The following is a 25,066-nucleotide window of genomic DNA, read 5'->3' on the forward strand; positions in this document are numbered from 1 at the left end:
TGTAATTAATTAAATTATGCAGACTAGGGGTGTCCAATATAAGTTGGGCTGAGAGAGAAGCGCGTAAAGCTTCTTAACCCTCAGGACCTGATCTGGTTCATACCAGCGTGGGGAAGTTAGAATCTACTTAACAATGACATTTCATTTGGTCATTTCTGTAGTCATACTAACGTTAGCCGGGTCTTAATTATGAGATCCGGCTTTTTCGTGCGAAATGGATTGGATTTTGTCCTTTTTAAATGAACTTAAAAAGGAGAAATGAAATCATGATGAGTAATTCAGTAAATGACATGAACGTTTCAATTATGTCCAGTTTTGCAGGGAGTAAAAAAGTGTACGTAGAGGGATCTAGACCTGATATTAAAGTACCTATGCGTGAAATTAAGTTAAGTCCGACTACAGGGGCATTCGGTGAAGAGGAGAATCCGCCTTTACGAGTTTATGATACAAGCGGTTCCTATACGGATTCCGAATATCCGATTGATATTCAGAAAGGCCTTGATCCGATTAGACGCAACTGGATCCTGGAACGTGAAGATATTGAAGAGTATGAAGGACGTGAAATTAAACCCGAAGATAACGGTTATAGAAAAGTGGAGCCACAATCCAATGCCGATATTTTTCCGGGATTGAAAAGAAAACCTTTGCGTGCAATGAAAGGACACAATGTAACCCAGCTCCATTATGCACGTAAAGGAATCATTACCCCTGAAATGGAGTTCATTTCAATCAGGGAAAATGTTGCCCCTGAGTTTGTAAGAGAAGAGGTAGCCAGCGGGCGGGCAATCATTCCAGCAAATATTAACCATCCCGAAAGTGAGCCTATGATCATCGGGCGTAATTTTCACGTTAAAATAAATGCGAATATTGGAAATTCAGCCGTTAGTTCATCGATCGAAGATGAAGTGGAGAAAATGACTTGGGCTACACGTTGGGGAGCCGACAACATAATGGACCTCTCCACCGGCAAGAATATTCACACAACACGTGAATGGATTATCAGGAATTCTCCTGTGCCAGTTGGGACTGTTCCTATATATCAAGCATTGGAAAAAGTGAATGGAGTTGCGGAAGATTTAAATTGGGAAGTTTTTCGAGATACTTTAATCGAGCAGGCCGAGCAAGGTGTCGATTACTTCACCATACACGCTGGAGTGCTTTTGCGATATATCCCATTAACGGCAAAGCGGGTTACGGGAATCGTTTCCCGAGGGGGATCGATCATGGCTCAATGGTGTTTGGCCCACCACCAAGAAAGCTTCCTTTATACTCATTTTGAAGAGATTTGTGAAATCATGAAGGCATATGATGTTTCTTTCTCATTAGGAGATGGCCTTCGTCCTGGATCGATTGCAGATGCAAACGATGAGGCGCAATTTGCAGAATTGGAAACACTAGGGGAACTGACGAAGATTGCTTGGAAACATGATGTTCAAGTCATGGTGGAGGGACCCGGTCACGTGCCGATGCATTTGATTAAGGAAAACATGGATAAGCAGCTGGAAGTCTGTCAAGAAGCCCCGTTCTATACCCTTGGGCCTTTGACAACGGATATAGCTCCTGGCTATGATCATATTACATCTGCAATCGGTGCTGCGATGATTGGTTGGTTTGGTACGGCGATGCTCTGTTATGTGACACCGAAAGAGCATCTTGGACTTCCGAATAAAGAGGATGTTCGAGTAGGGGTCATTACCTATAAGATTGCTGCACACGCAGCTGATCTTGCAAAAGGCCATCCGCATGCACAAAAACGAGACGATGCCCTTTCGAAGGCAAGATTCGAGTTTCGTTGGAGAGATCAATTCAATCTTTCTCTCGATCCTGAACGGGCGGTTGAATATCACGATGAAACCTTACCGGCTGAAGGTGCCAAAACAGCTCATTTCTGTTCCATGTGCGGACCTAAATTCTGCAGTATGAGAATCTCTCAGGATATCCGTGATTTGGCAAAAGAAAAGGGTCTCGGTTTTGAGTCTGTAATCGATGAAGGACTTAAAGAAAAAGCGAATGAATTCAGGAAAACGGACGGAAAAATCTATCAATGATTTGGACGAAAGGGAGAATTCGATGAATCGGGTAATCCAGATAAAAGATGAAATGGAACAGTTGGAAAACCAATTAGATCAGCTGAAAAAAGAGCTATACATCTTTCGGGAAAATTGTAATCATGAATTTGTAAAAACCGATTATAGTCAAGAATGCACAAAGTGTCACTTAATCGAAAGCCTGCAATGGTAGTGATTCCTTAATCTGCTTTGTTTGTCATATTGGATACCAGTCACCATGATGAAGTGATTGTTTGTAATTTTTCCACATATGGCATTTGATTTCGGCTTCGAACAAATAAAGAGGGATAGGACAAACTGTCCTATCCCTTACATTATTGTTTCATCTGGTTTATTTCCTGGATGCATTCCTGAACGAGAGTTACGGCCTGACTCATGGTTGCTCCTCCGCCAAATGCTGCGGTCACTCCAATGGCTTCAAGGATTTCCTGTTCTGAACAGCCTTGGTCAAGACATCCTTTAGTATGGTAGATAATGCAGTATTCATCTTGAGAATATAAGCTGATTCCGAGGGCGATAAGCTGTTTTTCTTTCTGGGTTAATTGACCCTCTTTAAAGCACTCTTCCGTAAACGCGTTGAATTTCTCAGCGAGATCGGGCATTTTTTCCGTAAAGACACCAAGCCCAGCTTTATAATCGTAAAGAGCATTTTCAGTAGAATTCTTAGCTTCAAATTCCATTTTACATTCAGCTCCGTCCTAAATTTTTTTTTATCAAACATTAGTATGAGCTAAATAATGTATGATTAAACAGAAACAGAGGAGTTTACCAAAGTAATCATTGAACTATTCCTGCAATGGGCCAAGTGATTCCCGAGGGCGGGTGGCTTTAAATCATTGATGGAAAAGTATGCAAATAAGTAAAAGGGCGATTACATCGCCTGCATCACATTAATATTTCGCCATTCTCCGCTTGTGTCTTTAAGAAGTCGATCGAGTCTTCCCTTTTGAAAAAAAAAAAGGGCGCATGAACAGATGGAAGCCAATAAAAACTTAGGTAAAATCATCTTACAGGTAAATGAATGATTCAGAAGTTGCTTCGTGCATGAATGGGAGAGGCTGCCTTAGAATGATTAGGGAAGATAAAACAGTGTGATATACCCCCTTATCTGTATGGCGGTAATGGTAACGGCTGATGATTGAAGAATGAAATTTGCAAAGTATAATAAAGATAAACAAAGTTAAGATACTCATCATCTGTGTCTGGCTTAAGGGGGGAATCGTGATGAATGATTTGAATGCATTATTCAGGAAAAGAATAGGAATCACTGGACATGAAAAACTGACATTTGATAAATTAGATGAAATTCTTGATAAGACAGCGAGAACCATTCCTTTTGAAAACCTATCCATCATGGCATCTCATCTAAGTGATATCAACAAAGAGAATGTCATGAACAAAGTCCTCGTGAGAAATGAGGGGGGATTATGTTATGAATTGAATACGGCCCTTTATTTTTTCTTGATGGAAAACGACTTTGATGTTTCCATGGTCAGGGGTGTCATCTACAATCAAGGATGGATGACAATAGGCAGGACCCATGTCGCCATTCTTTTGAATCATGAGGGCCAAACCTATTTGGTCGATACGGGCTTTGGGGGGAATCTACCTTTAAAACCGGTTCCGTTAAACGGAGAAGTTGTCATTTCTCGAAATGGTGAATTCAGGATAAAAAGAGAAGTTACCGACCATGGGGATCATATCCTTGAATTAAAACTGAAACATAAAGATCTCGATTGGAAAATGGGATATGCATTTGATTCTTCCATACATGTAGGGAATGTTGTGGAACTGAATGAGATTCAAACGATCATCAGGGAAAATCCCCAATCGCCTTTTAACAAACATCCATTAATCACACGTCTGACAAACAGCGGGAATATCACTTTAACCGATACATCCTTTACACAGTGGGAAAATGGGAAAATGACGAAAGAAGAAATAGATGGCACACGATTCAAAGAGTTAATGAAACAATATTTTGATAGATAAGAGCCAACAAAGACTGTCGAAGATCCTTGACGGTCTTTTAATGGTGGCATGTTGTAGTGTATCGATTAGGTGATATGCTTTTTTATCAGCTTGATGACCTAAAAAGGCACCTATTGATTTGAATGATGGGATTTACGTCATTAATCAAATCGAAAAAAGGCAATCTGATTTTGTGAAAGCAGGAATATGGTCAATCCTTGTCGAATTAAGGAGTTGAAAAGAGGCTGATGAAAATGAGTAATGCAAAATATAAATTTTTTTATGTGAATGGTGAAACAGAAGAATTAGAGACGAATGAACAATATTCGCATGAAGCCGATAGTATCCTGAAATTGCAATTAATTCAAAATGCAACATGGCTGCAAGCAGGTGGCAAACATATCAACTTAGCTAATGTAATTAGTATTGAATATACGGGAGACAAGGATAATCGTAATATGGATCCAATCAAGTTTAGACCTAATAAATAAAAACATCCATTAGGGTGTTTTTTCCTTATTTGCATATTAGATATGAATGAAAAGGGGGGAAGGTCATGGAAAGGAAGAATAGGTTGGTTTTTACCAGATCTAATGATGGTACTAAACGAAAATTCGATGAAGCCATCACAATTTTGGAATATAGTATTATGCTTGTTGAATACTTTGAATTGGAAGAATTCAATAATATAATTGCCGGGCAGTTAAAACTCATTTTAGGTGAAACGAAAAATACGCGAATAAAGAGGGAAAAAGTCACCATAGATCATTCCTTGATAAAGAAAATCAATCCTAATCCGAAATTGTACCCAGTAAAAGATTCCATTCGATTTAGCAGCGATGGTCGTGCAGAACTGCCTGAAGAGCTCTTCGATTACACTAAACAGAGGATCGATTTAAAAATTTGGAGAAAACAAGTTATCTATAAAGCCATTATTGGAGGAAACCTTCATGAAATTACAATCATCGACTTTATTAAGGAAACTGCTAATAAGATCGGTGGGGCACAAGCTGAATCTAGTCTCCCATATAAGTCCATCATTTCGGATGTGCATACCAAAGAATTATTAAGGGGGATAGCGAAGGGGTTATTCAAGTCCATAGGCAGGGATTATAAAGAACATTCTTCAAAGAACCTTTCGCATATCATACGTAAAATCGAACAATCACAAGCCTCTGAATAGATGTTAATAGCAGTAGCAAAAACTATTTTCGGTACGAGTTGAATCCAACAAGCCACTATTTCAATCACATAATGAAAAATCCCCCCTTTTGGGAGGGACCTTACCGATTTTTTGCTATTTTTTTGCTATTTATCATAGAATTGTAGAATTCATTTGCGAAGAAGAGGGGATTGGTCATGACTTCCTACGTAGAAACTGGTTGGTGATTATGGAATCCAGATGTAAGAAGTCAAGTCCTTCTTTTTAGGCAATTCATGAAATGACACTTTCAAATAACCTCTATCAATTAACCATCTCTTTTTACCCAGCCAAATCACTTTCGTTAGCATAGCATTCACACCTTGCACTTTTTATCAAATAATTTACTGGTTTTTACTATGGAAGAATGGGAGAATCCCCTGATTATCAATCAAGCATTGAGATCTTATATTTAAATGTAATGTAGTAAAAACACTCCTCTCCTCCTTAGGATGCCGATAAATTAAGTATTGGGATAAAAATGTCTATGAAGGAGAATGATGACTTGAAAATAAAAAGGGGCTTTGATGGAAACCTTCCTGACGAATGGCTTGAATTAGTAACATTGGCAATGAAATCGGATGTTACGAAAGAGGAGTTCAAAAAGTTTCTGGAAGAAAAGTCGAATAGCGATAACGGGTAGCATTTGTTGACCATCTCGATTAGGTATAACGAGAAGAAAGACGATTTTTTCTATGTAGAAAAGTTCGTCTTTTTTTCATACCCAGTAATAGCTGATGTCATCGTACATGTGGGATGAACACTATCTGCTCCAGTTCTTTGACCACGAATGTCCTCCACAATTTCTGCATAATTAATTGGTAGGATGGATGTAAATGTTAAAGGAGGTTTTATCGATGATGAAAAAAAGAACCAAAATCCCGATGATTTTCTCATTATTAGCTGCCCTGCTTTTGGTCCTCGGCGCATGTTCCAACACCGATGATAAAGAAGAAAAGGAACATCATGAAATGGACATGGACCATTCTATCTCAGGGGATGTTCCTAGCGGCTTAAAAGCTGCAGAAAACCCAACCTATGAAGTTGGAAGTCATGTGATTATCGAATCAGGTCATATGGAAAGTATGAAGGGAGCGAAAGCAACGATAGTGGGTGCCTTTGATACGACTGCATATGCTATTTCGTATACGCCAACGACTGGCGGAGAAAAAGTGGGAAATCATAAATGGATCATTCACGAAGAGATTAAAGATGCAGGTGAGAAAACGTTTGAGCCTGGAGCGGAGGTTATAGTAAATGCCTCACATATGAAAGGGATGAATGATGCAACCGCTGTAATTGAATCAGCTGAGAAAACGACTGTTTATATGGTTGATTTCACACCAACTAATGGTGGAGAAGAAGTTAAAAACCATAAATGGGTAACAGAAAGTGAGTTATCAGCAGCTGAATGATTTAAGAAGAATCAAAAGGAGTGGCAAACCAAGCCATTCCTTTTTTTGTATACTATGTTTTCTTTGTAAAACTTTAATATCTGTTAATATAGAATCATCCGTTGAGAGGTATGAAAAACATAAGCAAAATCATGGGTTGGTTACGATAAATGGTTTATTTTTGACAAATCTCTAGCGAGGATGGAGGTCCAGATTATAAATGATGGTGGTGAAGGTATGGTAACTGGATTACATATTAGACCTTTTATGAAAAAAGATTATGCAGCGCTGAACAACTATTGTTTACCTATAGAACAAGCAATCTATACTTCTTTACCCATGAAAGTTATCGAAGACTTCAGGAAGGATCAATATAATCTCCCCATGGTCATATATGTAGGTGATGATTTGATTGGTTGTTTTGCTTTATATACGGATAAAGCGGGAAATCAATATACAAGTAATGAGCATGCCATTCTTCTAAAATCATTCTCATTGGATTCACGTCATCAAAAAAAGGGGTTAGCTTTTAAAGCTTTAAAAGTCTTGCCTGATATGATCAAACGAGATCATCCTGATAAAGATGAGATAATTCTAACGGTGCACCATACGAATATTCCAGCGATCAACTTATATAAAAAAGCTGGATTCGTTGATAATGGATACAGATTTAATGGGGAAGACGGGGAAGAATTGGTTTTCCATTATGCTCTGGATTAAGGCAGCTTTAGTTAATTTCCGGAATAAATAGTGGTAAGGATCCAGACGTGGCATCTTTCATTGATTGTCATGAAATAGGTTTGTTACTAAAGCTCCCGGACAGCCCGCGGAAAGCGAGTACCCTATGTTCCAACCAACGTTCGAATTCTTACAATCCCTCAAAAAGACGGTAGACAAACTCGATTTAAGTTTGTCTACCGTCTGAAATAAGCATCTTAAAGATGCCTTTTTTTAAAAATCCAAACCTATCATGCCGGAGAGTTTTCCCCAAATCGTCTCAAAGACAATGAGAGTCACAGTTATCCATTCACCGAAAAGTCCCCTGCTCGAAAGAAATGGGCTGAAAACTCCTTTATTGTGCGTAATTATTGAAGACAATGCTGCCAAAGGAAAAAACATAGTTCTTTAAGCTCCGTTTTTTTTATACAGCTAAGGGGGTTAGGTTTTCAAATAACCAATATTCCATAAATTTCTTCAGACGGAATATGGATAAAAGATGAAAGTTTCGTAGAGATGTCATGAACATAAATCCCGCAATCTAGCAATACGTTCGTATGTTTTTTTAATAATATCGATATGTGTCTACTCTCACTTTGGCCGATAAACATCGTTTGATTCTTAACTGCTAAACCGCGAGTATAACCAAGGCCTTTAAAAATATCTTCCTCATTTCTTTTTACTAGGAACTCACCTGAAACACAATAATACAGGTTATTATCATGATGTAGTACACTGTGAGGTTGAAATAATTTATCATGACAAATCTTAACCACTTTTCTTTCCTGTAAAGAATATTCTAGAATCACACCTGGGCGGATTGTTTTAGGAGGGAAATAGCTTGCGAAAGAGGTCAATTTTTTCCTTTGAGGATTTGAAAACATTGATACATGTAACGTATCATTTACTATATACAAATCGTTGACGTGGGAAACATCGTCATTTTCCGGTGAAAATCTAATTTCATCCATTCTTTCCAAATCGTTTTTTAAATCATAAATACCAATTGAGTTAGTTTTGGTTTCAACAATATAAGCTTTATCGTTGTCTATTGCTATACCATGTAAATCTAATTCTGTAGATAATACTTTATTTTTTATAACCTTTAAGTTTTCATCCAAAATAAAGATTCCATGAGAATTTGAAATTACGACGAAAGAGCTGCCGTATTTAGTAATACCTGTGCATCCAACATGTAAAACCTTTATTATTTCATATTGTTGTTGTATTATTTGGACTAAATAAAGACCACCTTTATGATTGCAGCATGAAATTAATAATTTACAATCGTCTATGGGTATCATGTAAGGTCAAACCACCTTTATGGATAATTCCTTTTTAATATAGTATGAATTTTTTTTGTCATGGTATAGACAAGCTATGTAGGAAAATAGTGGACTTTTTATACCAGTTTATAAAGGTTGTTCCATTCACAAAAAATACAATAGATTATATGTACGAGGACGGTTCCGATAATATGGATCGTTCTTTCTTTTTTGTTAAGATTATCATCCTTTATTAAGGTAAATGCCTAAAATACTCCCATATCTGAAATGATTTTTAAAAATATGTTCTATATTGCCTATTTCCTATACAAAAATATATAAAAGTTCATGAAAACTTTACTTTTATTTACATACTTCTCGTATTGATGTCAATATTCAGTAATACATGTTTGTTATAATCGATTCACAGTTTTAAAAGGAGAATGGACTTGGGAAAGATGTCTTATAATCCTTTATTTACAGATGAATAAGCAGGCTGATTGAAGATGACTGAAAATAGTAGGAGTGAACAAAAATGGAGCAATCTATAAACCTAAATGAGCTTACATTTAGCGAAAAAGATAGATATGTAATCATTACGAATGCTTATCCACATGAAAAGCAGTTATATCGGAATGGGTTTATCCACCGAAGAGTCAAGGCTTATCAAGCAGAGGGTTTGAAGATTGATGTCTTTGTTTTACATCCTGCTTATAAAAAAGCAGAAAAGTATATCTATGAAGATGTGCCTGTTTATCGAGGAACTGAGCAGCATCTGCGCATGTTCTTAAATCATAAAGTACATAAAAAAGCGCTCATTCATTTTGTTAATTCTACAATGGTACAAGCGATAAAAGAAACAAGCAATGAGTTACCGATTATTACATGGATACATGGATTTGAAACGGAGGCTTGGCATAGAAGATGGTTTAATTTTCTTGAAAGCCCTGAAAGCTTACGAAAGATACTTGAAATGGCGGACGACTATTATGTAGCACAGCTTTCTTTTATGAATTGGTTTTATCAAACAAATGAATTGAATACTACTTTTGTTCATATTTCCAAATGGTTCAAAGAACATATAGCGGAATGTGACGCGAGGGCTGAATCGGAAAATTCAGTAATCATTCCCAATGTAATAGATGACAATCTGTTTACCTTTATACAAAAGCCAGTTGATATGCGGACAAAAGTCCTTTCAATCAGGCCGTACGCTTCTCGAAAATATGCCAATGATTTATCGGTGAAAGCTGTGCTGGAACTTTCAAAGAGACCCTATTTCGATAAACTGGAATTTGCTTTTTATGGTGATGGGAAGTTGTTCGATCAAACAGTTGAGCCAATTTGTAATTTTGAGAATGTAACGATTCATAAAGGCTTCATATCACAAGAGCAAATCGCTGCTCTACATAAGGAGTATGGAATTTTCCTTTGCCCAACCCGTTTGGACTCTCAAGGGGTTTCAATGTGTGAGGCCATGTCCAGTGGGCTAGTGCCGATTTCAACGGATATCACGGCAATCCCGGAATTTGTTAAACACGATGATTCTGGCCTTCTTACAAAACCTGAGTCTCCTATTGAAATTGCGGATGCAATAGAACGTTTATATTATAATCCGGACGTATTCTTAAGGGTATCAAAACAAGCATCGCAATCGATTCGAGATAAATGCGCCGTAGATGTTGTTATTAAAAGAGAATTAGAGATTATCCAAGGTTAATGGAGGGGAGTTTTTTCAATATGAACGAACGAAACGAATATTGGAAAACTATGTATGAAGAACTGGAATTACAAATGAAAGACATGATGTCCATGACATTAGAACTCATAGAAAGCAATGATACTGAAAAACAAAACATCATTGAGAATCTTACAAAAGAAAATGCTAGGTTGCGAGAAGAATTAGAAAAAAGTAAGTTAGCCCAAAAAGAAAACATTCAGTTGAACAAGGAGATACGTAGACTTAAGTCATTAGAACATAAATTCAACGTTACTTATATAGGGAAATTCACGTTAAAATACCTTGCACTCAAATCATCTATGAAAGAACAAATGAAAAAATAGAAATTCATATAACATTTCAGTCATTGGAGTGAATACTTTTGAGTTCACATGAATTAGTGCAAAACAGAAAAATGAAGGTGCTTCTATTTGGCTTTATTGACATGAATTCAATGGATGGTTCAGCAGTATTTTTATCTTCCTTAGCTTCGACTCTTTCGTTAGATTCCAATATCGAGATAGACTTACTTTTAGCTAGTCCAGTTAAGCGAGATATATTAATTCGACCCCTTGAGAAATGTGACAATATAAAGATTCTTAATCCTTTTGTTGATCCCTTTTTTAATGCCACCGATGAGGAATGGGTAAAAAAAGGTGTGATTAATTTTGATATTGCTGAAATGCTCATTTCTCATTATTGGAACCAAAATGAATATGATTGGCTATTTGTAAGAAGCATTGAGACTGTTGAAAAAATAGCAAAGCATAAGCATATCATAAGGAATACATTAGTGTATGCTACAGGATTGACCCATATAGGTCAGGATGTTAATGAAGAAAAGTTTGAGAGCATCAAGAATATATACAATCAATGTGCCTATTTCTTATGTCAAACAGAAGAGATGTGCGAATTTGTCATCGAGATTCTTAATTTAGATAAAGAAAAAAACAAAGTTTCCCTGCTTACCCCGATGATACCAAACGTTGAATCAGCAGGAGGGGACGTCAAGTTAAAACATAAACTCGTATATACAGGGAAGTTTGATCCTGATTGGAAGACGATTCCTATCCTTACGGCTTTTAAAGAATTAAAACGCGAGATTCCGAAACTTTCCCTTAATGTTGCCGGGGATAAATTCAAATGGGTTAAAGGTGATACTCAGTTTAAGGAAGAAGCTAAATATCTCCTGGAAAATACAGAAGGGCTTGACTGGTACGGGGCACTGACCAGGGAGGACGCACAACAATTAATCGTGAACAGTGATGTGGGGATTACCTGGAGAAGTGAGGAGATGGACAGCAGTCTGGAACTATCCACGAAGCTATTGGAATACGGAATTTTAAAAAAGGCCGTAATAATGAATCCAACCAAAATGCATGTAAAGCTTTTTGGCGAAGATTACCCGTTATATGCAGTTACAGAGAAGGATTTCCGTGATGCAGTCAAATTAGCTTTATGCAATAAAGATATATATGAGTTTGCAGCCAAACGAATGTATCAAGTTAGCAAGCAGTTTTTGTTTTCGGAAGCAATAAAAAAACTGCAAGGGCTATTATGGAGCAGGCATATTACTGATTATTTAGATGAAAGTGAAAACGTGTATTATATGGATGAAGATGACTTTGATGAACTGAATAAGCATGTACGATCACATCAGGTGAAAAAATTGCCTGCAGATATAAATGACGAAGAAGTTTTCAACTATATTTTTAATAACATGCCTGAAGAATTAAAAAAATTAGAAAAACTAGTCAAGCTATCCGGGTTTGGTCAAATCATTCAAACAGAAAAAGCAGGCTGCTTCACTTTCCTACAAATCCATAAAAGTGATCAAAGTTTTGAACGAAATTTTCAAAATAACTTGCCATATCTAAAAACTATAGGATTTGAAACAAATAGCAGTCCGAAATTAAGACCAAAAGACATGGAAATGCCATTGAAAGAACGGATAATTGTCGATAATAAAAACAATGAAATAAAAGTGAAAAATAAAGAATTGGTTAAAGAAGTAAAGCAATTAAAAAAATTGAACGCAGTGCAACTTAAACAAATGAACAAGTTAGAAAAACAAAACCTGGCGCTTGGGCGTAAATACGATTCACTTTCGAAATCAAAGATGGGTAAGATGACATTTAAATATTGGGATTTAAGAAAAAGGCTTAATTTTTAATAGGAGGGGAAGACTTCAGCATACCTATTAAATTCAAAATCAACTCTTTTCCAGACAAAAGCCCCTGAATGCTACTGAGCGTTCAGGGGCTTTTGTCAGCAGGATAATTCACTAAAGAAATAGAATAAAATATAAATCGAATATATTTAGAGATGAGTTATGGGGATTGAAAAAGCAAAGATAACGGAAACCTTATATTCCTCAAGGGAATTGGACATGAGAAAAGTGTGTCACATTTGTAGTTCATTGCCATTCAAGAAGAATAGATGTACATAGTATTAATTCTCACTGAATCACCAAATACTTTAGAAAATTAAGGGGGAGAAATGATGGAGGAGAGAGTGCTAAAAGCGATTCAAGATGATTATCCAGATGCATTTGCATGGTGTTATGGATGCGGTCGATTAAATAAAGAGGGTCATCATTTTCGAACAGGTTGGCAAGGAGAACAGACAAGGACAATTTATACACCACTCCCAGAACATATAGCGATTCCAGGCTTCGTTTATGGCGGTATAATTGCATCATTAATTGATTGTCACGGAACAGGTTCTGCCGCTATTGCATTGCATCGGAAAAATGGGCATGAAGTTGGGGATGGTGTCGAGCCGCCCAGGTTTGTAACTGCTTCATTAAATGTGGAATTTGTAAGGCCAACCCCAAATGATGTTCCATTAATAGCGGTTGGGAAGATTCATGAGATTCATCCTAAAAAGTGGAAAGTTGATACAGAAGTATTTGCAAATGATACACTTTGTGCTCGTGGAGAAGTTGTTGCTGTGGTGATGCCAAGTACTTTTACAACTAAGAAGTAAATGTAACTGTAAAAAAGGTAAAGGTGTAAACGCATCCATCGTACGCATTAAGGTTTTTCATATTGAAAAAACAAGGGACCGTCCAGCTATCTGGACGGTTATTTAGTGTATTTGTATTTGAGTGCTCATTTCAAACAAGTTAGAGCTGTTTAGTAACATGTGGCTGTAAATCACAAGCGAAATTCCAGTTTTTCAATATACTTAAACTATAAGCAAAGGGAGGTCGCAAAGATGAAAATACAGGTAGAGATAGATGAGGAGGTCCAAGCGATAGAGGTGCTTATCCGAAATCATGAATGGAATGAAGAAGTCCAGGAACTGATGGAGCGCTTGAAAGAGAGGAAAAGACCGTATTTTGTTGGCAGGAAAGGAGAGATGCAGCATGTTTTCCGGCCAGAAGAAATAATCTGTTTGTTCACAGAGCAGGATTCCATAATGGTACGTACGAAACAGGGGACTTTCGAAATGAAAGAAAGATTATATGAGCTTGAAAGGAATCTTCCTGGTAATCAGTTCGTTCGATTATCCAAGTCAGTAATAGCCAACCTTGATGAGTTAAGCAGATTTGAGGCATCTTTCAACGGGACACTATGTGTGTATTTCCGATCAGGAGAAAAAGAATATGTTTCTCGGCACTATGTTCAAGGAATCAAGAAAGCATTTCAATGGAAAAGGAAGGGATTATGATGAAAACACTTTTATTCCGTAGCTTTGTAGGGATTTGCTTTGGTGCACTCGTGATGGTGTTGACGTGTTTTGGGGTCATTGGCTTTGGGGAGGTCACATCATTAGACAGTGGAATATTCGTGAAAAATGCGATAGGATGCCTATTATGTGGCTGGTTTTTCAGCACAGCAACCATTTTATTCGAAATGGATAAATGGAGCTTATTATTTCAGACCACCCTGCACTTCCTGACTGTCAGTATCCTATACTTCCTGCTATCTTTTTTTGTTGGTTGGATTCCATTCAGTGCAAAAGGATTAATGACTGGAATAGCGATTTTCGTACCATTCTATATGATCATCTGGTTCATTTTCTATCTCTATTTCCGCTATCAAGTGAAAATATTGAATGATGGACTTGATAAAAGAGGGAACTGAGGGGGAATGGCCAGTAATTTTTTTTAGGTAAGAGAGGTAGAGCGTTTCAGATAGCAAATGCATAGAAAATATGATCAACGAAATGCCTCTAAATAGAGAATGAAGGAAAGGTGCTGTAGCTTTAATAGAAGAAAAAGAACCAGGCCCAGCGAAAAAATCAGCTGATGCCTGGTTGGAAAGGTTGTTTATATACTTATGAATTGGTCTTTCCACTATTACTTGCTTCACTAAGTGATAGTGATTTAGTTTCAGGAGCCCAAGCCATTGATACAATTGCTCCAATAATAAGTACACCTGTGAGACAGAGCATGGTAAATTGAATTCCAATACTTGCAATACCAATTGGAAGTAGGAACGTACCGATTGCTGATCCTAATCTGCTTATGGCTGTCGCAAGTCCAACGCCGGAAGATCGAATCTCTGTTGGAAAGCTTTCGGCTGGAAATACGCCAACCAAGTTGCTAACAGCAGACATAATCAAGGTGAAGATGGCAAAGGAAAGAATCATTAATACTGTTGCACTGCTAGGTAAAACACTTAAAAGAGTAAGAGCGACGATCAATATCACGAATGAGCTGATCAAAAATCCTCGGCGAGTAAATTTAACCGTAAACCAAATACCTAAAAGGGCACCTATAATGAGCAGCCCATTTAATAGAAAATCGGTTCCATAACCTTCACTCAGTCCGATTGCATCTAGAATGCTTGGCAAAAAGGTGTAAATGGCGAAGTAGGGGATAACGAGACAAACGAAAAATATACAATTGAAAGCCGTGCGTTTTCTTATATCTTTACTGAATAAAGTGGCAAAACTGCTATTCGTTTGTACAGGTTTTTCATCATCAAGCACTATATTGGGACCGACATGTTTCTTGACAATTTCCCTGGCTTCTTTAACCCTGCCTTTACTAATTAGCCATCTAGGTGACTCAGGTGTACCCATTCGCAAAACCAAAATGATGACAGCTGGAATCGCAGATGAAGCAAGCATCCACCGCCAAGCGTCCGGAGCGGAGTCAACCGCAAGAATACCGATCAAGTTTGCCACTACGTAGCCAAACGTCCAGACTACACTGAATGATCCTAATAAAACACCCCGATGTTTACGCGGTGAAAATTCAGCTAACATCGTGTGTCCTACGCTATAGTCGCCTCCAAGCCCAATTCCAAGTAAAATTCTATATAATACAAGCTCTGTGGGGCTGTCTGCGAAAAACTGTAAAATGGATGCCGTGGTAATGAGGACGAAACTAAAGACAAATATTTTTTGCCTTCCAACATAATCAGATACCCATCCTAATACCAAACTGCCTAGAAAAAGCCCTATTAAAGCAGAACTTCCGATTAATCCTATCCAAAGTGGAGTTAAATCCATTTGCGGTGTCAGCAGGGATAGCGCAAATGCAATGATCCCTAAAATATATCCGTCAGTGAAATGTGCCCCGAACGTAAGTCCTGCAATTTTAATATGGAATTTATTTAATGGTGCATCATCTAATTTAATTGTATGGCTACCGACATTATCATTACGTGCTACATTCTTATTTTCCATTGAATCTCCTCCTGATTGATGCTGCTAAACCTCGACGGTTACTTGTAGATGAAAAAAGGTGTATATGAAGCCGCTTATAGAGGGAAGCGTTTTCATTGTGGAGAATAAATGATGTTCATAATATGAACTCTAAGTACGTTATATGAATATATGAATTATAATTGCGTATTTGAGTTTTTGTCAAACTTTTATAATAAATTAAAAATCTTCAGTTTAAAGGATTAAAATGAGAAAACCAAACAAAAAGAAAACGATGCAGCCATTTACCATCAGTAATTGGCTGTATCGTTTATTTTGTTTCAAATGCGATTGTTTAGCCCTTTTTAGTTCAATCTAACTGCTCTTCAATTTTTTTAGCGGCTTCTAGCATTCGATCACTTAAAAGTAAGAGATCTTTTTCTGTTAGGCGAAAACTCGGACCACCTAGCGTGATGAAAGCGACTAGATTCTTTTTCCTGTCAAAAATAGGAGCTGAAATGGCATTTTCATTTTCATCTAGTTCACCAATCGATGTTCCAACCTTTTGAACGGAAATTTTATCAAGTTCTTTACGCAGTTCTTCTGGATCAGTAATTGTATATTTGGAAAATGGTGTAAGAGTCTGCTCTAAAAAAATATTCAACTCCTTCTTGGGTAGCAAACTTAATAAAATTTTTCCGTTGGATGTGCAGTGTAAAGGTGACATGGTATGGGTATAGTCGACTAATCTTACGCTATGGTCGGTATCTATTTGATCAATGGTAAGAGTCCCATCATGCTTAGGGACACTAAGTAAAACCGTTTCCCCCACTTCTTTTTTCAATTCTTCCAGCGTTCTTCTAGCTCTTCGTATAAGTGAACCATATGGATCATGTTGTGAAGTTAAACGATAAAGGGCATATCCGAGCTGGTACCCTTTTGAGACAGGATCCTTTTCTACAAAGCCCTGATTTTCGAGTGTGCCAATCAAACGCCAGGCTGTTGTACGATTCAAATCAGCTTGTTTGGCCAAATCACCGACTGAAATGGGTGAGGGGCTCTCTCCGATAAACTTCAAAAGCGATAAAGCACGTTCAACGGCCTGTACAGAAGAACTTTCTTTATTATTGGTTTGTTTAGTTGTGGTCTGATTATTATTTTCCATCTTTTTATTATAGCGTAAGGGAACGAAGGAGTGTCAATCATTTCAATTTGAAAAAGAGGGCATTTAATTCACCCTAATCAAAAATATTTAGAAAAATTCATTAATTGTCATTGACTGATAAATTCCCTGGTCATATAATAGCTATAAGTTCTCAATATGAACTTTATGTTCGTTATATGAACAAAAGGACGATTGTGGTCATCTTGTAGAATAGAGGCTGCATCGATGACATCGCTTATAGAATAAAAGAAGTTTTGTAGGAGGGATTTCAATCAGTCAGAGTGACAAGTTTGAAAAACGGACAGAAAGAGATAACTTCGGCAAGGTAGATATTCCTAAAAATGCTTTATACGGCATCCAAACAATGAGAACAGTTAAGAACCTGTCTTTCTCGGGTCAATTATTAAAGAATTATCCTGAATATATTGTGTCACTAGCCATGGTAAAGAAAGCGGCAACATTAGCTAATCTGGAGGCTGGCATTTTAGCTCCATCTATTGGAAGCGCAATTGTAAACGCTTGTAATCAATTAATTCAAGGGAATTATCATGACCACTTTATTGTAGATATTTTGCATGGAGGAGGTGGGATTGGTACGAATATGAATGTAAATGAAGTGTTAGCTAATCTAGCAAATCAATCTTTAGAAGGATCTTTAGGTATATATACGCCAGTTCACCCTATAGAACATGTAAACGCTTCCCAGTCTACATCTGATGTATGTCATACATCTATCCGGCTGGCAATCGTACGCGGATTTGAACGGTTGGATCAAGAATTAATAGAAATGCACGATACGATGGATAAAAAATCACAAGAGTTTATGGGGGTTACTACCATTTCGAGAACTTGTCTACAGGATGCGATGCGTGTTCAGCTGGGCGAGGTTTTCAGTGGTTTTGCATCTGTCCTCAAAAGACGTCACCATTCTTTGAAAGAATCCGTCCTATCATTACTCACTGTTAATCTTGGAGCGACGGTTATTGGAAATGGTGTAGGGGCGTCGGGGAAATATAAAGAAGTGGTAATCCGGAAATTGCATGAAGTCACAACTTTGAATGTAAAACTGCGTGACAATTTATTTGATGCAGCGCAAAACATCGATGACTTGGCTCACATGTCGAAACAATTAAGCTTATTAGCAACATCTCTAATTAAAGTTGCCAAAGATTTAAGATTACTTTCATCTGGGCCGGAAGCGGGATTTTCAGAAATTACCTTACCATCTGTTCAGGCTGGTTCTTCCTTTTTTCCAGGAAAAGTGAATCCAGTCATCCCTGAAACGATGATTCAAAGCTGTTTTCAAGTCCTAGGGTGTGACCGGGTCGTTCAAGCAGCATTGGAACATGGTGAGCTTGATTTGAATGTTTTTGAAGGAATGGCCGGTGCCAATATATTGAATGGGTTACAAATGCTGACGAACTCTGCTCATTCCTTTACGGAGCTATGCCTTAAGGACATAGCATCCAATGAAGAAAGGTGTACAGAGCTTTCAAATACATTTATTCCAGTCATCACGGAATTGAAGGAGAGATTGGGATATTCGGCAGTTTCTAAATTAATGTTAGAGCATGATCGGGAATCTATAAAAAACTTACTAAAAAAAATGGAGGTCTAGACACATGATACAAGAAAACAAACAGTTTGAAGGAATTGAACAGCCTAAACTAGAGTGGGCATATGAGTGGCTTAAAACAACGAAAAAACTTTATATCAATGGAAAATGGATGGATAGCTCAGGCAATAAAGTGATTGAATCGATCAACCCGGCTAATGGAGAAATTTTAGGTGATTTTCAACAAGCAGAAGTACAGGATGTAGATACAGCTATACAAGCGGCTAAAGCAGCGTTAGAACAAGGTTCATGGAAAGAAATGAGCCGTAAGGAAAGAGGAAGGGCCTTACTGAAAATCTCAAAGCTTATTCATGAGCATCATGCAGAGCTTGCAACACTGGAAGCTCTTGATAACGGAAAATTATATACAGAAGCTTATAACGATGATGTGCAAGAAGCAGCGGATTTATTTGAATATTATGCAGGATGGACTGATAAGTATTATGGTGAAAATAATCCAGTAGAAGGTAATTTTCTAAGCGTCACTACGAGAGATCCAATCGGTGTATGCGGACAAATTGTACCATTCAACTTTCCAATTCAAATGGCTGTCTTAAAACTATCACCTGCCTTATCGATGGGGAATACGGTTATTTTAAAACCAGCCGATAAAACCTCTTATTCTGCTATTCGCTTGTTTGAGATTATTGATGAAGCAGGCGTATTGCCAAAAGGAGTTATTAATCTAGTCCTTGGAGATGGTGAGGTTGGTTCTTATATTAGCCGTCATATGGATATTGATAAACTATCATTCACCGGCAGCACAAATATCGGGAAAAAGTTAATCCACGACTCTGCAGATAGCAATTTAAAACCGGTGACATTAGAACTTGGCGGTAAGTCACCAAACATCATTTTTAGTGATTTTCAAGATTTGGATGCAGCGATCGAGCGTTCTTTTTATGGGCTATTTACACATAAAGGGGAGAAATGTTCAGCACCAACCCGGTTATTTGCCCAACGTGAAATCTATGATGAAGTTGTGGGGAAAATTGCCGAATACGCAAAAAATTATAAGTGTGGCGATCCATTCGATCCAGAAAGCGATCAAGGTGCACAAGTGTCCGAACAGCATATGGAGTCAATTTTAAATTACATTGAAAGCGGCAAGGAGCAAGGCGCACGAATAGTAGCTGGTGGTGAACGGGATACAACTGGATCAAATGCGAAGGGCTATTTTATCAAACCAACCATTTTCGCTGATGTTGATAATAATATGAAAATTGCACAGGAAGAGATTTTTGGACCTGTCCTTTGCATCATCCCATTTGAAACAGAAGAAGAAGTTGTCAAGAAAGCAAATGACACGATTTATGGTCTTGGTGCAGGACTCTGGACAGGTGATGCTTCCCGTGCGCATCGTGTAGCTAATCAGCTTGAAGCGGGTATGGTGTTCGTTAATAAATATGGATGCTATGACTTTGCAAGTCCATTTGGCGGGTTGAAGCAAAGTGGATGGGGCAAAGAATATGCCATTCATTCATTACAAGCATTTACAAAAACAAAAGCTATTTGGTTCGCATATTAAAAAATACACATAAAAGAGGGATACGACAATGAAAATAAAAGCAGCTATCATGACTGAAGTGGGCAAACCATTATCGATTCAACAAGTAGATCTAAATGAACCAAAAGCGAATGAAGTTCTGGTGAAAATAAAAGCAACTGGGGTTTGCCATAGTGATTTAAATGCTCTAAATGATCAAACGACCCCAACACCGACTATACTTGGTCATGAAGGTTCAGGAATTGTTGAAGCGGTTGGTTTTAATGTAACAAGTGTCAAAGCAGGTGATAAAGTAGCCTTGAGCTGGGTTCCATATTGCGGGAAATGTGAGTTTTGTGTAACAGGAGATGTGCATTTATGCGAGGCGGCATTTGGCCCAATGTTCGAAGGAACACTGCTTGACGGTACTTCAAGGCTTAGTAAAGATGGTAAGCAAATATACCACAACTCTTTATTGTCAACGTTTGCAGAATATGCCGTTGTTCCCGAAATGGCATGTGTAAAGCTGCCGGATGAAATGCCTTTGGCACAAGCCTCCTTAATCGGATGCGGAGTGGCGACAGGATATGGAGCCGCTGTGAATGCAGCACGTGTAACACCTGGTTCTACAGTCGCCATCTTCGGTATTGGCGGAGTAGGGGTAAATGCAATTCAAGGAGCGCATATAGCTGGTGCCTCTAAGATTATAGCCTGTGATGTAAAACCTGCCAATCTGGAAATTGCTAAACAGTTTGGTGCTACGCATACGATCAATTCAGCTGAAGTGGATGTAGAAGCAGCGCTAAAAGAGCTGACAAAAGGTTTAGGGGTTCATTTTGCTATTGATTGTTCGGGGCATACTGCTGCGACCGAAAGTGCTTGGAAGAGTACGAGAAAAGGCGGTACTGTCGTTGTCGTTGGCGCATTTAATCCTGAAAAAACTTTGAATCTTCCAGCGGGAGGTTTTCATAGAGTCGGGAAGATATTAAAAGGAAGTTTTTATGGAGATACGCAGCCATTCCGTGATTTCCCGATGATTGCACAAATGTATTTGGATGGGAAATTTAAATTGGATGAGCTTGTGTTAGATCGTATTGAATTAGATAATATCAATCAAGCTTTTGATTCTTTCCATGACTGCAGTTGTGTCAATGTGGGAAGAGCAGTGATCGAGTTTAACGATTAATTTTAATACGTAATTCCTTAATTAATTCCATAAAAGTGAAGGGTGTTTAAATTGCTGTCATGAATCAATTTAAACAACCTTCTTTTTTTTCTAAAAGAAAATGAAGGGATGTTGAAAAATGCGTGTAGAAAAAGATTTAATGGGAGAATTGGAAATTGATGAGGATGTTTATTATGGAATACAAACGGTTCGTGCCTGCCAAAACTTCTCAATTTCTGGTCGGACGATTGAATCATATCCTCACTTAATTAGAAGTATGGCTTATATAAAAAAAGCAGCAGCGATTTCTAATCACAGTGTAGGGGTTCTTGATCAAGAAAAGAAAGACGTAATTTGCAAAACTGTAGATGAAATAGTAAATGGGGAAATGAAAAATCAATTTCCTGTCGATATTTATCAAGCTGGTGGCGGAGTCTCCATAAATATGAACGTTAACGAAGTCATTGCTAACCGGGCAAATGAATTACTGACTGGTCATAAAGGGTATAATTTCATCCATCCGAATGAACATGTTAACATGTCTCAATCCACGAACGATGTGCTTCCAAGCGCAATGAAGATGGCTTGCTTTTCCTATATAGATGATTTATTAATCAGTTTGGATAAAATCGAATGCTCATTGGCGAATAAAACGAATGAATTTTCGAGCGTTGTAAAAATGGCAAGAACATGTCTTCAAGATGCTGTACCCATTACTCTAGGTCAACAATTTAGCGGGTATCATACTTTTATCAAGAGACAGATAGTAGAAATGAAAAAACTACAAAAAGAATGCTTATCTATCGTAATTGGTGCAACGGCAGTAGGCACTGGTATCGGGGCTGCTCCTGGTTACACAGAGAAGATGTATGAATATTTGCCAGAGGTATCAGATTTAGCTGTTATCAAAGAGGATAATTTCTTTGATGCACTGCAAAATGCAGATTTTTATTTAAAAGTATCTTCTTGCTTAAAAGGATTATCGAGTGGATTATCGAAAATGGCCAGCGATTTAAGATTACTTTCATCAGGACCAAGGGCAGGATTTGCTGAAATCAATTTGCCAGCGGTACAGCCGGGTTCTTCCATTATGCCAGGTAAAATCAATCCATGTATACCCGAAATGATGATCCAGGTTTGTTTTGATGTATATGGAAATGATCAAGCGATTACTTTCGCTGTAGATCGAGGTGAACTGGATTTGAACATCTGGGAACCGATTATTTTGAAAAATATCTTTGACTCGTTTTCTATTTTGACAAATTGTATTACGCTGTTTACTGAAAAGTGCCTAAACGGTATTGAAGCGAATAAGGCGGTTTGTTTGAAAAACGCTGAGAATTCGTTATCTTTGTCCGTCGTTATTTCTTCTAGATTCGGGTATCAAGCAGCCAATAATATAGCCCTGGAGGCCTACGAAAGAAATCTAACAGTAAAAGAAGTAGCAGTAGAAAAAGGTTTATTAAATGAGGCGGAAGCGGCTGAGTTGCTTAATCCTGAAAACTTAACTGATCCCGTAAAAATGAATCAAGTATTAAACCCAAAACCACATTAGTGGGACTATGACCACGTTTCATGACAGGCTAAATGAAGACGAAAAAGAAATGGAGCAGCCGTATTGGTTGCTTCTAATTGGAAGAATAAGGATCCTATCTAAATTTCAAAACAAACTTGATTGGAACGGGTGTACGAGACTCCTGCTTAGAAAAGCGCGTCTACGGGAGATCCAGGCAGGCGAAAGCCGAGGGCGGACCGCCCGCGGAAAGCGAGTGCCCTACGTTCCAATCAACGTCCAAATTGTACAAGCCATAAAAAAATGTAGACAAACTCGATTTTGATCGAGTTTGTCTACAGTCTGGAGCAGCCATTAGGCTGCTTTTTTGATTTAATCCCCAGTTCCTTGGCATTAAAAAGGATTTCCTCCATGTGTCTTTTAATTTTCAGTTGGTGGTCCTTTTCATTATGAAAATTATGTTATGTGAGTTTCAGGACTTTCTGTATAAAATACCCTTAATGAAGAAACATAGAAAAATGGAGTTAGAGCGACCTGCAAAAAAATGGGGGTAACCGGCTTGATTCGTAATGTGGGCAAATTGTTAAGAAAAACGAAAGAAAAAAAATCCTTGATACAAAATGATTACCAAGATTCTAAGCCTGCAGATGAACTGGATGTGAGCTTCAGTCAAAATGTAGAAACACTTCGTTCTGTTTATGATAATTGCTCGGATGTCATGTTCCGCTCGTTCTTACTTTTTGGAAAGACGCGGGCGATGCTTATTTACATTGCGGGACTTTCAGACATCGAGGCGATAGAGCAATATGTGCTATCTCCACTCATGCAAGAGGCATCAAAAGAACCACAACCATTAAATGAGTTTATTGAACATAAAATGCCCGTCCCTAAAGTGGTGAAAGTGAATATGTTGGCGGATTGCATTGAATCGATTTCCTCTGGAAACCCGATTCTTCTATATGAAGGGGAAAGCGATGGATTTTCTTTAGGATTGTCCAAATGGGAAAAGCGGGCGATTGAAGAACCTGTGGCAGAGGGTGGAGTTAGGGGGTCACGAGAGGGATTTATTGAATCGCTAGAGGTAAATACGTCCCAATTGCGACGTATTATTAAAAGTCCTGCCCTTAAAATACAATCGATGAAGATCGGAACTCTCACCAGGACGAATGTTTCAATTGCTTATATTGATGGACTTGTGGATAAATCACTGATTGAAGAGATTACAACTCGGTTGGAACGAATTAAAATAGACGGTATTTTAGAAAGCGAGTACATCGAGGAAATGATTGAGGACAATCCGTTTTCACCTTTCCCTCAGATCATGTCGACAGAACGGCCGGATGTAGCCTGTTCTAGTTTGCTGGAGGGACGGGCTGTCATTCTTGTAGAAGGAACCCCTTTTACTTTAATTGCACCAATTTCCTTCTTTTCTTTGATTCAATCACAAGAGGATTATGCTCAACGTTTTATGGCAGGCACTTTTATCCGTTGGTTACGTTATTTTTTTATGGGATTATCTCTTTTGCTTCCTTCCCTTTATGTTGCTATTTTGACGTTCCATCATGAGGCGGTCCCAACCGCACTCCTGCTAAGCGTAGCAGCATCACGGGAATCGGTCCCTTTTCCTGCAATAGTAGAGGCATTGGCCATGGAAATTACGTTTGAAGCACTAAGAGAGGCAGGGGTTCGATTGCCGAAGCAGGTAGGTTCTGCTGTCAGCATTGTTGGAGCGCTAGTGATTGGTCAAGCTTCCGTACAAGCGGGGTTGGTTTCAGCGCCAATGGTCATTGTGGTTGCGATTACGGGAATCGCTTCTTTTATGATGCCTCGTTATATTGCCGGAATTACTTTTCGGATGCTTCGTTTTCCAATGATGCTGCTTGCCGGTACCTTAGGATTGCTTGGCATCATGATGGGGATTATCGCCATAGTCATTCACTTATGCAGCTTGCGTTCCTTTGGCGTTCCATACTTAGCGCCACTGGCACCGTTAAAAGGTAAAGAGCTGAAAGATGTGCTGTGGAGAGCTCCTTGGTGGATGATGGATACACGCCCGCGTTTCACAGGAGATTCTAATGTATACCGTCAAGCGCCTGAACAAGGACCAAATCCAAAAAGGGGGAGTGAAACGGAGTGAATAATAGCTGGAGGCAAACAAGGATACTATGGAAAGTAAAGAGGCGT

Annotated in this window: 23 protein-coding genes and 1 riboswitch; of the genes, 19 read left to right on the top strand and 4 right to left on the bottom strand. The window is 38.2% G+C overall.

The annotated features are described in order from the left end of the window. Positions 1-15 precede the first annotated feature (15 nt). Positions 16-131: riboswitch (TPP riboswitch) on the top strand. 135 nt (positions 132-266) lie between these two features. Then, positions 267-2,048, top strand: coding sequence for a phosphomethylpyrimidine synthase ThiC (gene thiC / locus ACFWE9_RS04450; protein WP_230157390.1), 1,782 nt, complete (start codon positions 267-269; stop codon positions 2,046-2,048). A gap of 22 nt (positions 2,049-2,070) precedes the next feature. Beyond that, on the top strand, positions 2,071-2,241 hold the full coding sequence (locus tag ACFWE9_RS04455) for a hypothetical protein (protein WP_230157389.1): 171 nt from the start codon (positions 2,071-2,073) through the stop codon (positions 2,239-2,241). A gap of 142 nt (positions 2,242-2,383) precedes the next feature. On the opposite strand, the gene ACFWE9_RS04460 is transcribed toward ACFWE9_RS04455, so the two are convergent. Further along, on the bottom strand, positions 2,384-2,749 hold the full coding sequence (locus tag ACFWE9_RS04460; protein ID WP_230157388.1) for a carboxymuconolactone decarboxylase family protein: 366 nt from the start codon (positions 2,747-2,749) through the stop codon (positions 2,384-2,386). 544 nt (positions 2,750-3,293) lie between these two features. Between ACFWE9_RS04460 and ACFWE9_RS04465 the strand changes: the two genes are divergently transcribed. The 6 genes from ACFWE9_RS04465 (at position 3,294) to ACFWE9_RS04490 (ending at position 7,355) form a co-directional block, all read left to right on the top strand. Beyond that, a complete protein-coding gene (locus tag ACFWE9_RS04465) occupies positions 3,294-4,061 on the top strand; it encodes an arylamine N-acetyltransferase family protein (RefSeq protein WP_377355766.1) in 768 nt (255 codons plus the stop codon). A 233-nt stretch (positions 4,062-4,294) separates the two neighbouring features. Beyond that, positions 4,295-4,531 (top strand): hypothetical protein, encoded by a 237-nt coding sequence (locus ACFWE9_RS04470; RefSeq protein WP_230157382.1) that lies wholly within the window; start codon positions 4,295-4,297, stop codon positions 4,529-4,531. A gap of 65 nt (positions 4,532-4,596) precedes the next feature. Further along, on the top strand, positions 4,597-5,223 hold the full coding sequence (locus tag ACFWE9_RS04475; protein WP_230157381.1) for a hypothetical protein: 627 nt from the start codon (positions 4,597-4,599) through the stop codon (positions 5,221-5,223). A gap of 523 nt (positions 5,224-5,746) precedes the next feature. Beyond that, positions 5,747-5,884, top strand: coding sequence for an anti-repressor SinI family protein (locus ACFWE9_RS04480; RefSeq protein ID WP_377355768.1), 138 nt, complete (start codon positions 5,747-5,749; stop codon positions 5,882-5,884). A gap of 214 nt (positions 5,885-6,098) precedes the next feature. Next, positions 6,099-6,656 carry a YdhK family protein gene (locus tag ACFWE9_RS04485; protein WP_377355770.1) on the top strand — a complete coding sequence of 186 codons (558 nt, stop codon included), beginning with the start codon at positions 6,099-6,101 and terminating at the stop codon, positions 6,654-6,656. Positions 6,657-6,872: 216 nt separating this feature from the next. Next, the gene (locus tag ACFWE9_RS04490; RefSeq protein WP_377355771.1) at positions 6,873-7,355 is read left to right on the top strand and encodes a GNAT family N-acetyltransferase; all 483 of its coding nucleotides are present in this window, start codon (positions 6,873-6,875) and stop codon (positions 7,353-7,355) included. A gap of 446 nt (positions 7,356-7,801) precedes the next feature. On the opposite strand, the gene ACFWE9_RS04495 is transcribed toward ACFWE9_RS04490, so the two are convergent. Further along, entirely contained in the window at positions 7,802-8,656 is an 855-nt protein-coding gene (locus tag ACFWE9_RS04495) for a DUF4915 domain-containing protein (protein ID WP_377355773.1), read from the bottom strand. A 496-nt stretch (positions 8,657-9,152) separates the two neighbouring features. Here ACFWE9_RS04495 and ACFWE9_RS04500 point away from each other — a divergent pair, with 496 nt between their 5' ends. From ACFWE9_RS04500 to ACFWE9_RS04525, 6 genes are all read left to right on the top strand, one after another. Beyond that, entirely contained in the window at positions 9,153-10,337 is a 1,185-nt protein-coding gene (locus ACFWE9_RS04500; RefSeq protein WP_377355775.1) for a glycosyltransferase family 4 protein, read from the top strand. A 20-nt stretch (positions 10,338-10,357) separates the two neighbouring features. After that, the gene (locus tag ACFWE9_RS04505) at positions 10,358-10,681 is read left to right on the top strand and encodes a hypothetical protein (RefSeq protein WP_377355776.1); all 324 of its coding nucleotides are present in this window, start codon (positions 10,358-10,360) and stop codon (positions 10,679-10,681) included. Between the two features lie 38 nt (positions 10,682-10,719). Continuing rightward, positions 10,720-12,510 (top strand): glycosyltransferase family protein, encoded by a 1,791-nt coding sequence (locus tag ACFWE9_RS04510; protein ID WP_377355778.1) that lies wholly within the window; start codon positions 10,720-10,722, stop codon positions 12,508-12,510. A gap of 329 nt (positions 12,511-12,839) precedes the next feature. Then, positions 12,840-13,325: a PaaI family thioesterase gene (locus ACFWE9_RS04515; RefSeq protein ID WP_377355780.1), complete on the top strand. Its 486-nt coding sequence runs from the start codon at positions 12,840-12,842 to the stop codon at positions 13,323-13,325. Positions 13,326-13,556: 231 nt separating this feature from the next. Beyond that, the gene (locus tag ACFWE9_RS04520; protein ID WP_377355782.1) at positions 13,557-14,012 is read left to right on the top strand and encodes a LytTR family DNA-binding domain-containing protein; all 456 of its coding nucleotides are present in this window, start codon (positions 13,557-13,559) and stop codon (positions 14,010-14,012) included. After that, positions 14,009-14,428, top strand: a complete 420-nt coding sequence (locus ACFWE9_RS04525) for a DUF3021 domain-containing protein (protein WP_377355784.1) — start codon at positions 14,009-14,011, stop codon at positions 14,426-14,428. Before ACFWE9_RS04520 ends, ACFWE9_RS04525 begins: the two co-directional genes overlap by 4 nt. A 193-nt stretch (positions 14,429-14,621) precedes the next feature. On the opposite strand, the gene ACFWE9_RS04530 is transcribed toward ACFWE9_RS04525, so the two are convergent. Both ACFWE9_RS04530 and ACFWE9_RS04535 read right to left on the bottom strand, forming a co-directional pair. Continuing rightward, positions 14,622-15,980 (bottom strand): MFS transporter, encoded by a 1,359-nt coding sequence (locus ACFWE9_RS04530; RefSeq protein ID WP_230157362.1) that lies wholly within the window; start codon positions 15,978-15,980, stop codon positions 14,622-14,624. Positions 15,981-16,308: 328 nt separating this feature from the next. After that, the gene (locus tag ACFWE9_RS04535) at positions 16,309-17,103 is read right to left on the bottom strand and encodes an IclR family transcriptional regulator (protein ID WP_230157361.1); all 795 of its coding nucleotides are present in this window, start codon (positions 17,101-17,103) and stop codon (positions 16,309-16,311) included. A gap of 331 nt (positions 17,104-17,434) precedes the next feature. Here ACFWE9_RS04535 and ACFWE9_RS04540 point away from each other — a divergent pair, with 331 nt between their 5' ends. The 5 genes from ACFWE9_RS04540 (at position 17,435) to ACFWE9_RS04560 (ending at position 25,019) form a co-directional block, all read left to right on the top strand. Next, on the top strand, positions 17,435-18,721 hold the full coding sequence (locus ACFWE9_RS04540) for a lyase family protein (RefSeq protein ID WP_377355814.1): 1,287 nt from the start codon (positions 17,435-17,437) through the stop codon (positions 18,719-18,721). Between the two features lie 4 nt (positions 18,722-18,725). After that, the gene (locus ACFWE9_RS04545) at positions 18,726-20,246 is read left to right on the top strand and encodes an aldehyde dehydrogenase family protein (protein ID WP_230157359.1); all 1,521 of its coding nucleotides are present in this window, start codon (positions 18,726-18,728) and stop codon (positions 20,244-20,246) included. 28 nt (positions 20,247-20,274) lie between these two features. Continuing rightward, the gene (locus ACFWE9_RS04550) at positions 20,275-21,390 is read left to right on the top strand and encodes a Zn-dependent alcohol dehydrogenase (protein ID WP_230157358.1); all 1,116 of its coding nucleotides are present in this window, start codon (positions 20,275-20,277) and stop codon (positions 21,388-21,390) included. A 118-nt stretch (positions 21,391-21,508) separates the two neighbouring features. Then, a complete protein-coding gene (locus ACFWE9_RS04555; RefSeq protein ID WP_230157357.1) occupies positions 21,509-22,924 on the top strand; it encodes an aspartate ammonia-lyase in 1,416 nt (471 codons plus the stop codon). A 502-nt stretch (positions 22,925-23,426) separates the two neighbouring features. After that, entirely contained in the window at positions 23,427-25,019 is a 1,593-nt protein-coding gene (locus ACFWE9_RS04560) for a spore germination protein (protein WP_377355787.1), read from the top strand. Positions 25,020-25,066: the final 47 nt, after the last annotated feature.

The organism is Peribacillus sp. NPDC060253 (assembly GCF_042727425.1).
In the GTDB taxonomy this organism is placed as follows: Bacteria; Bacillota; Bacilli; order Bacillales; family DSM-1321; genus Peribacillus.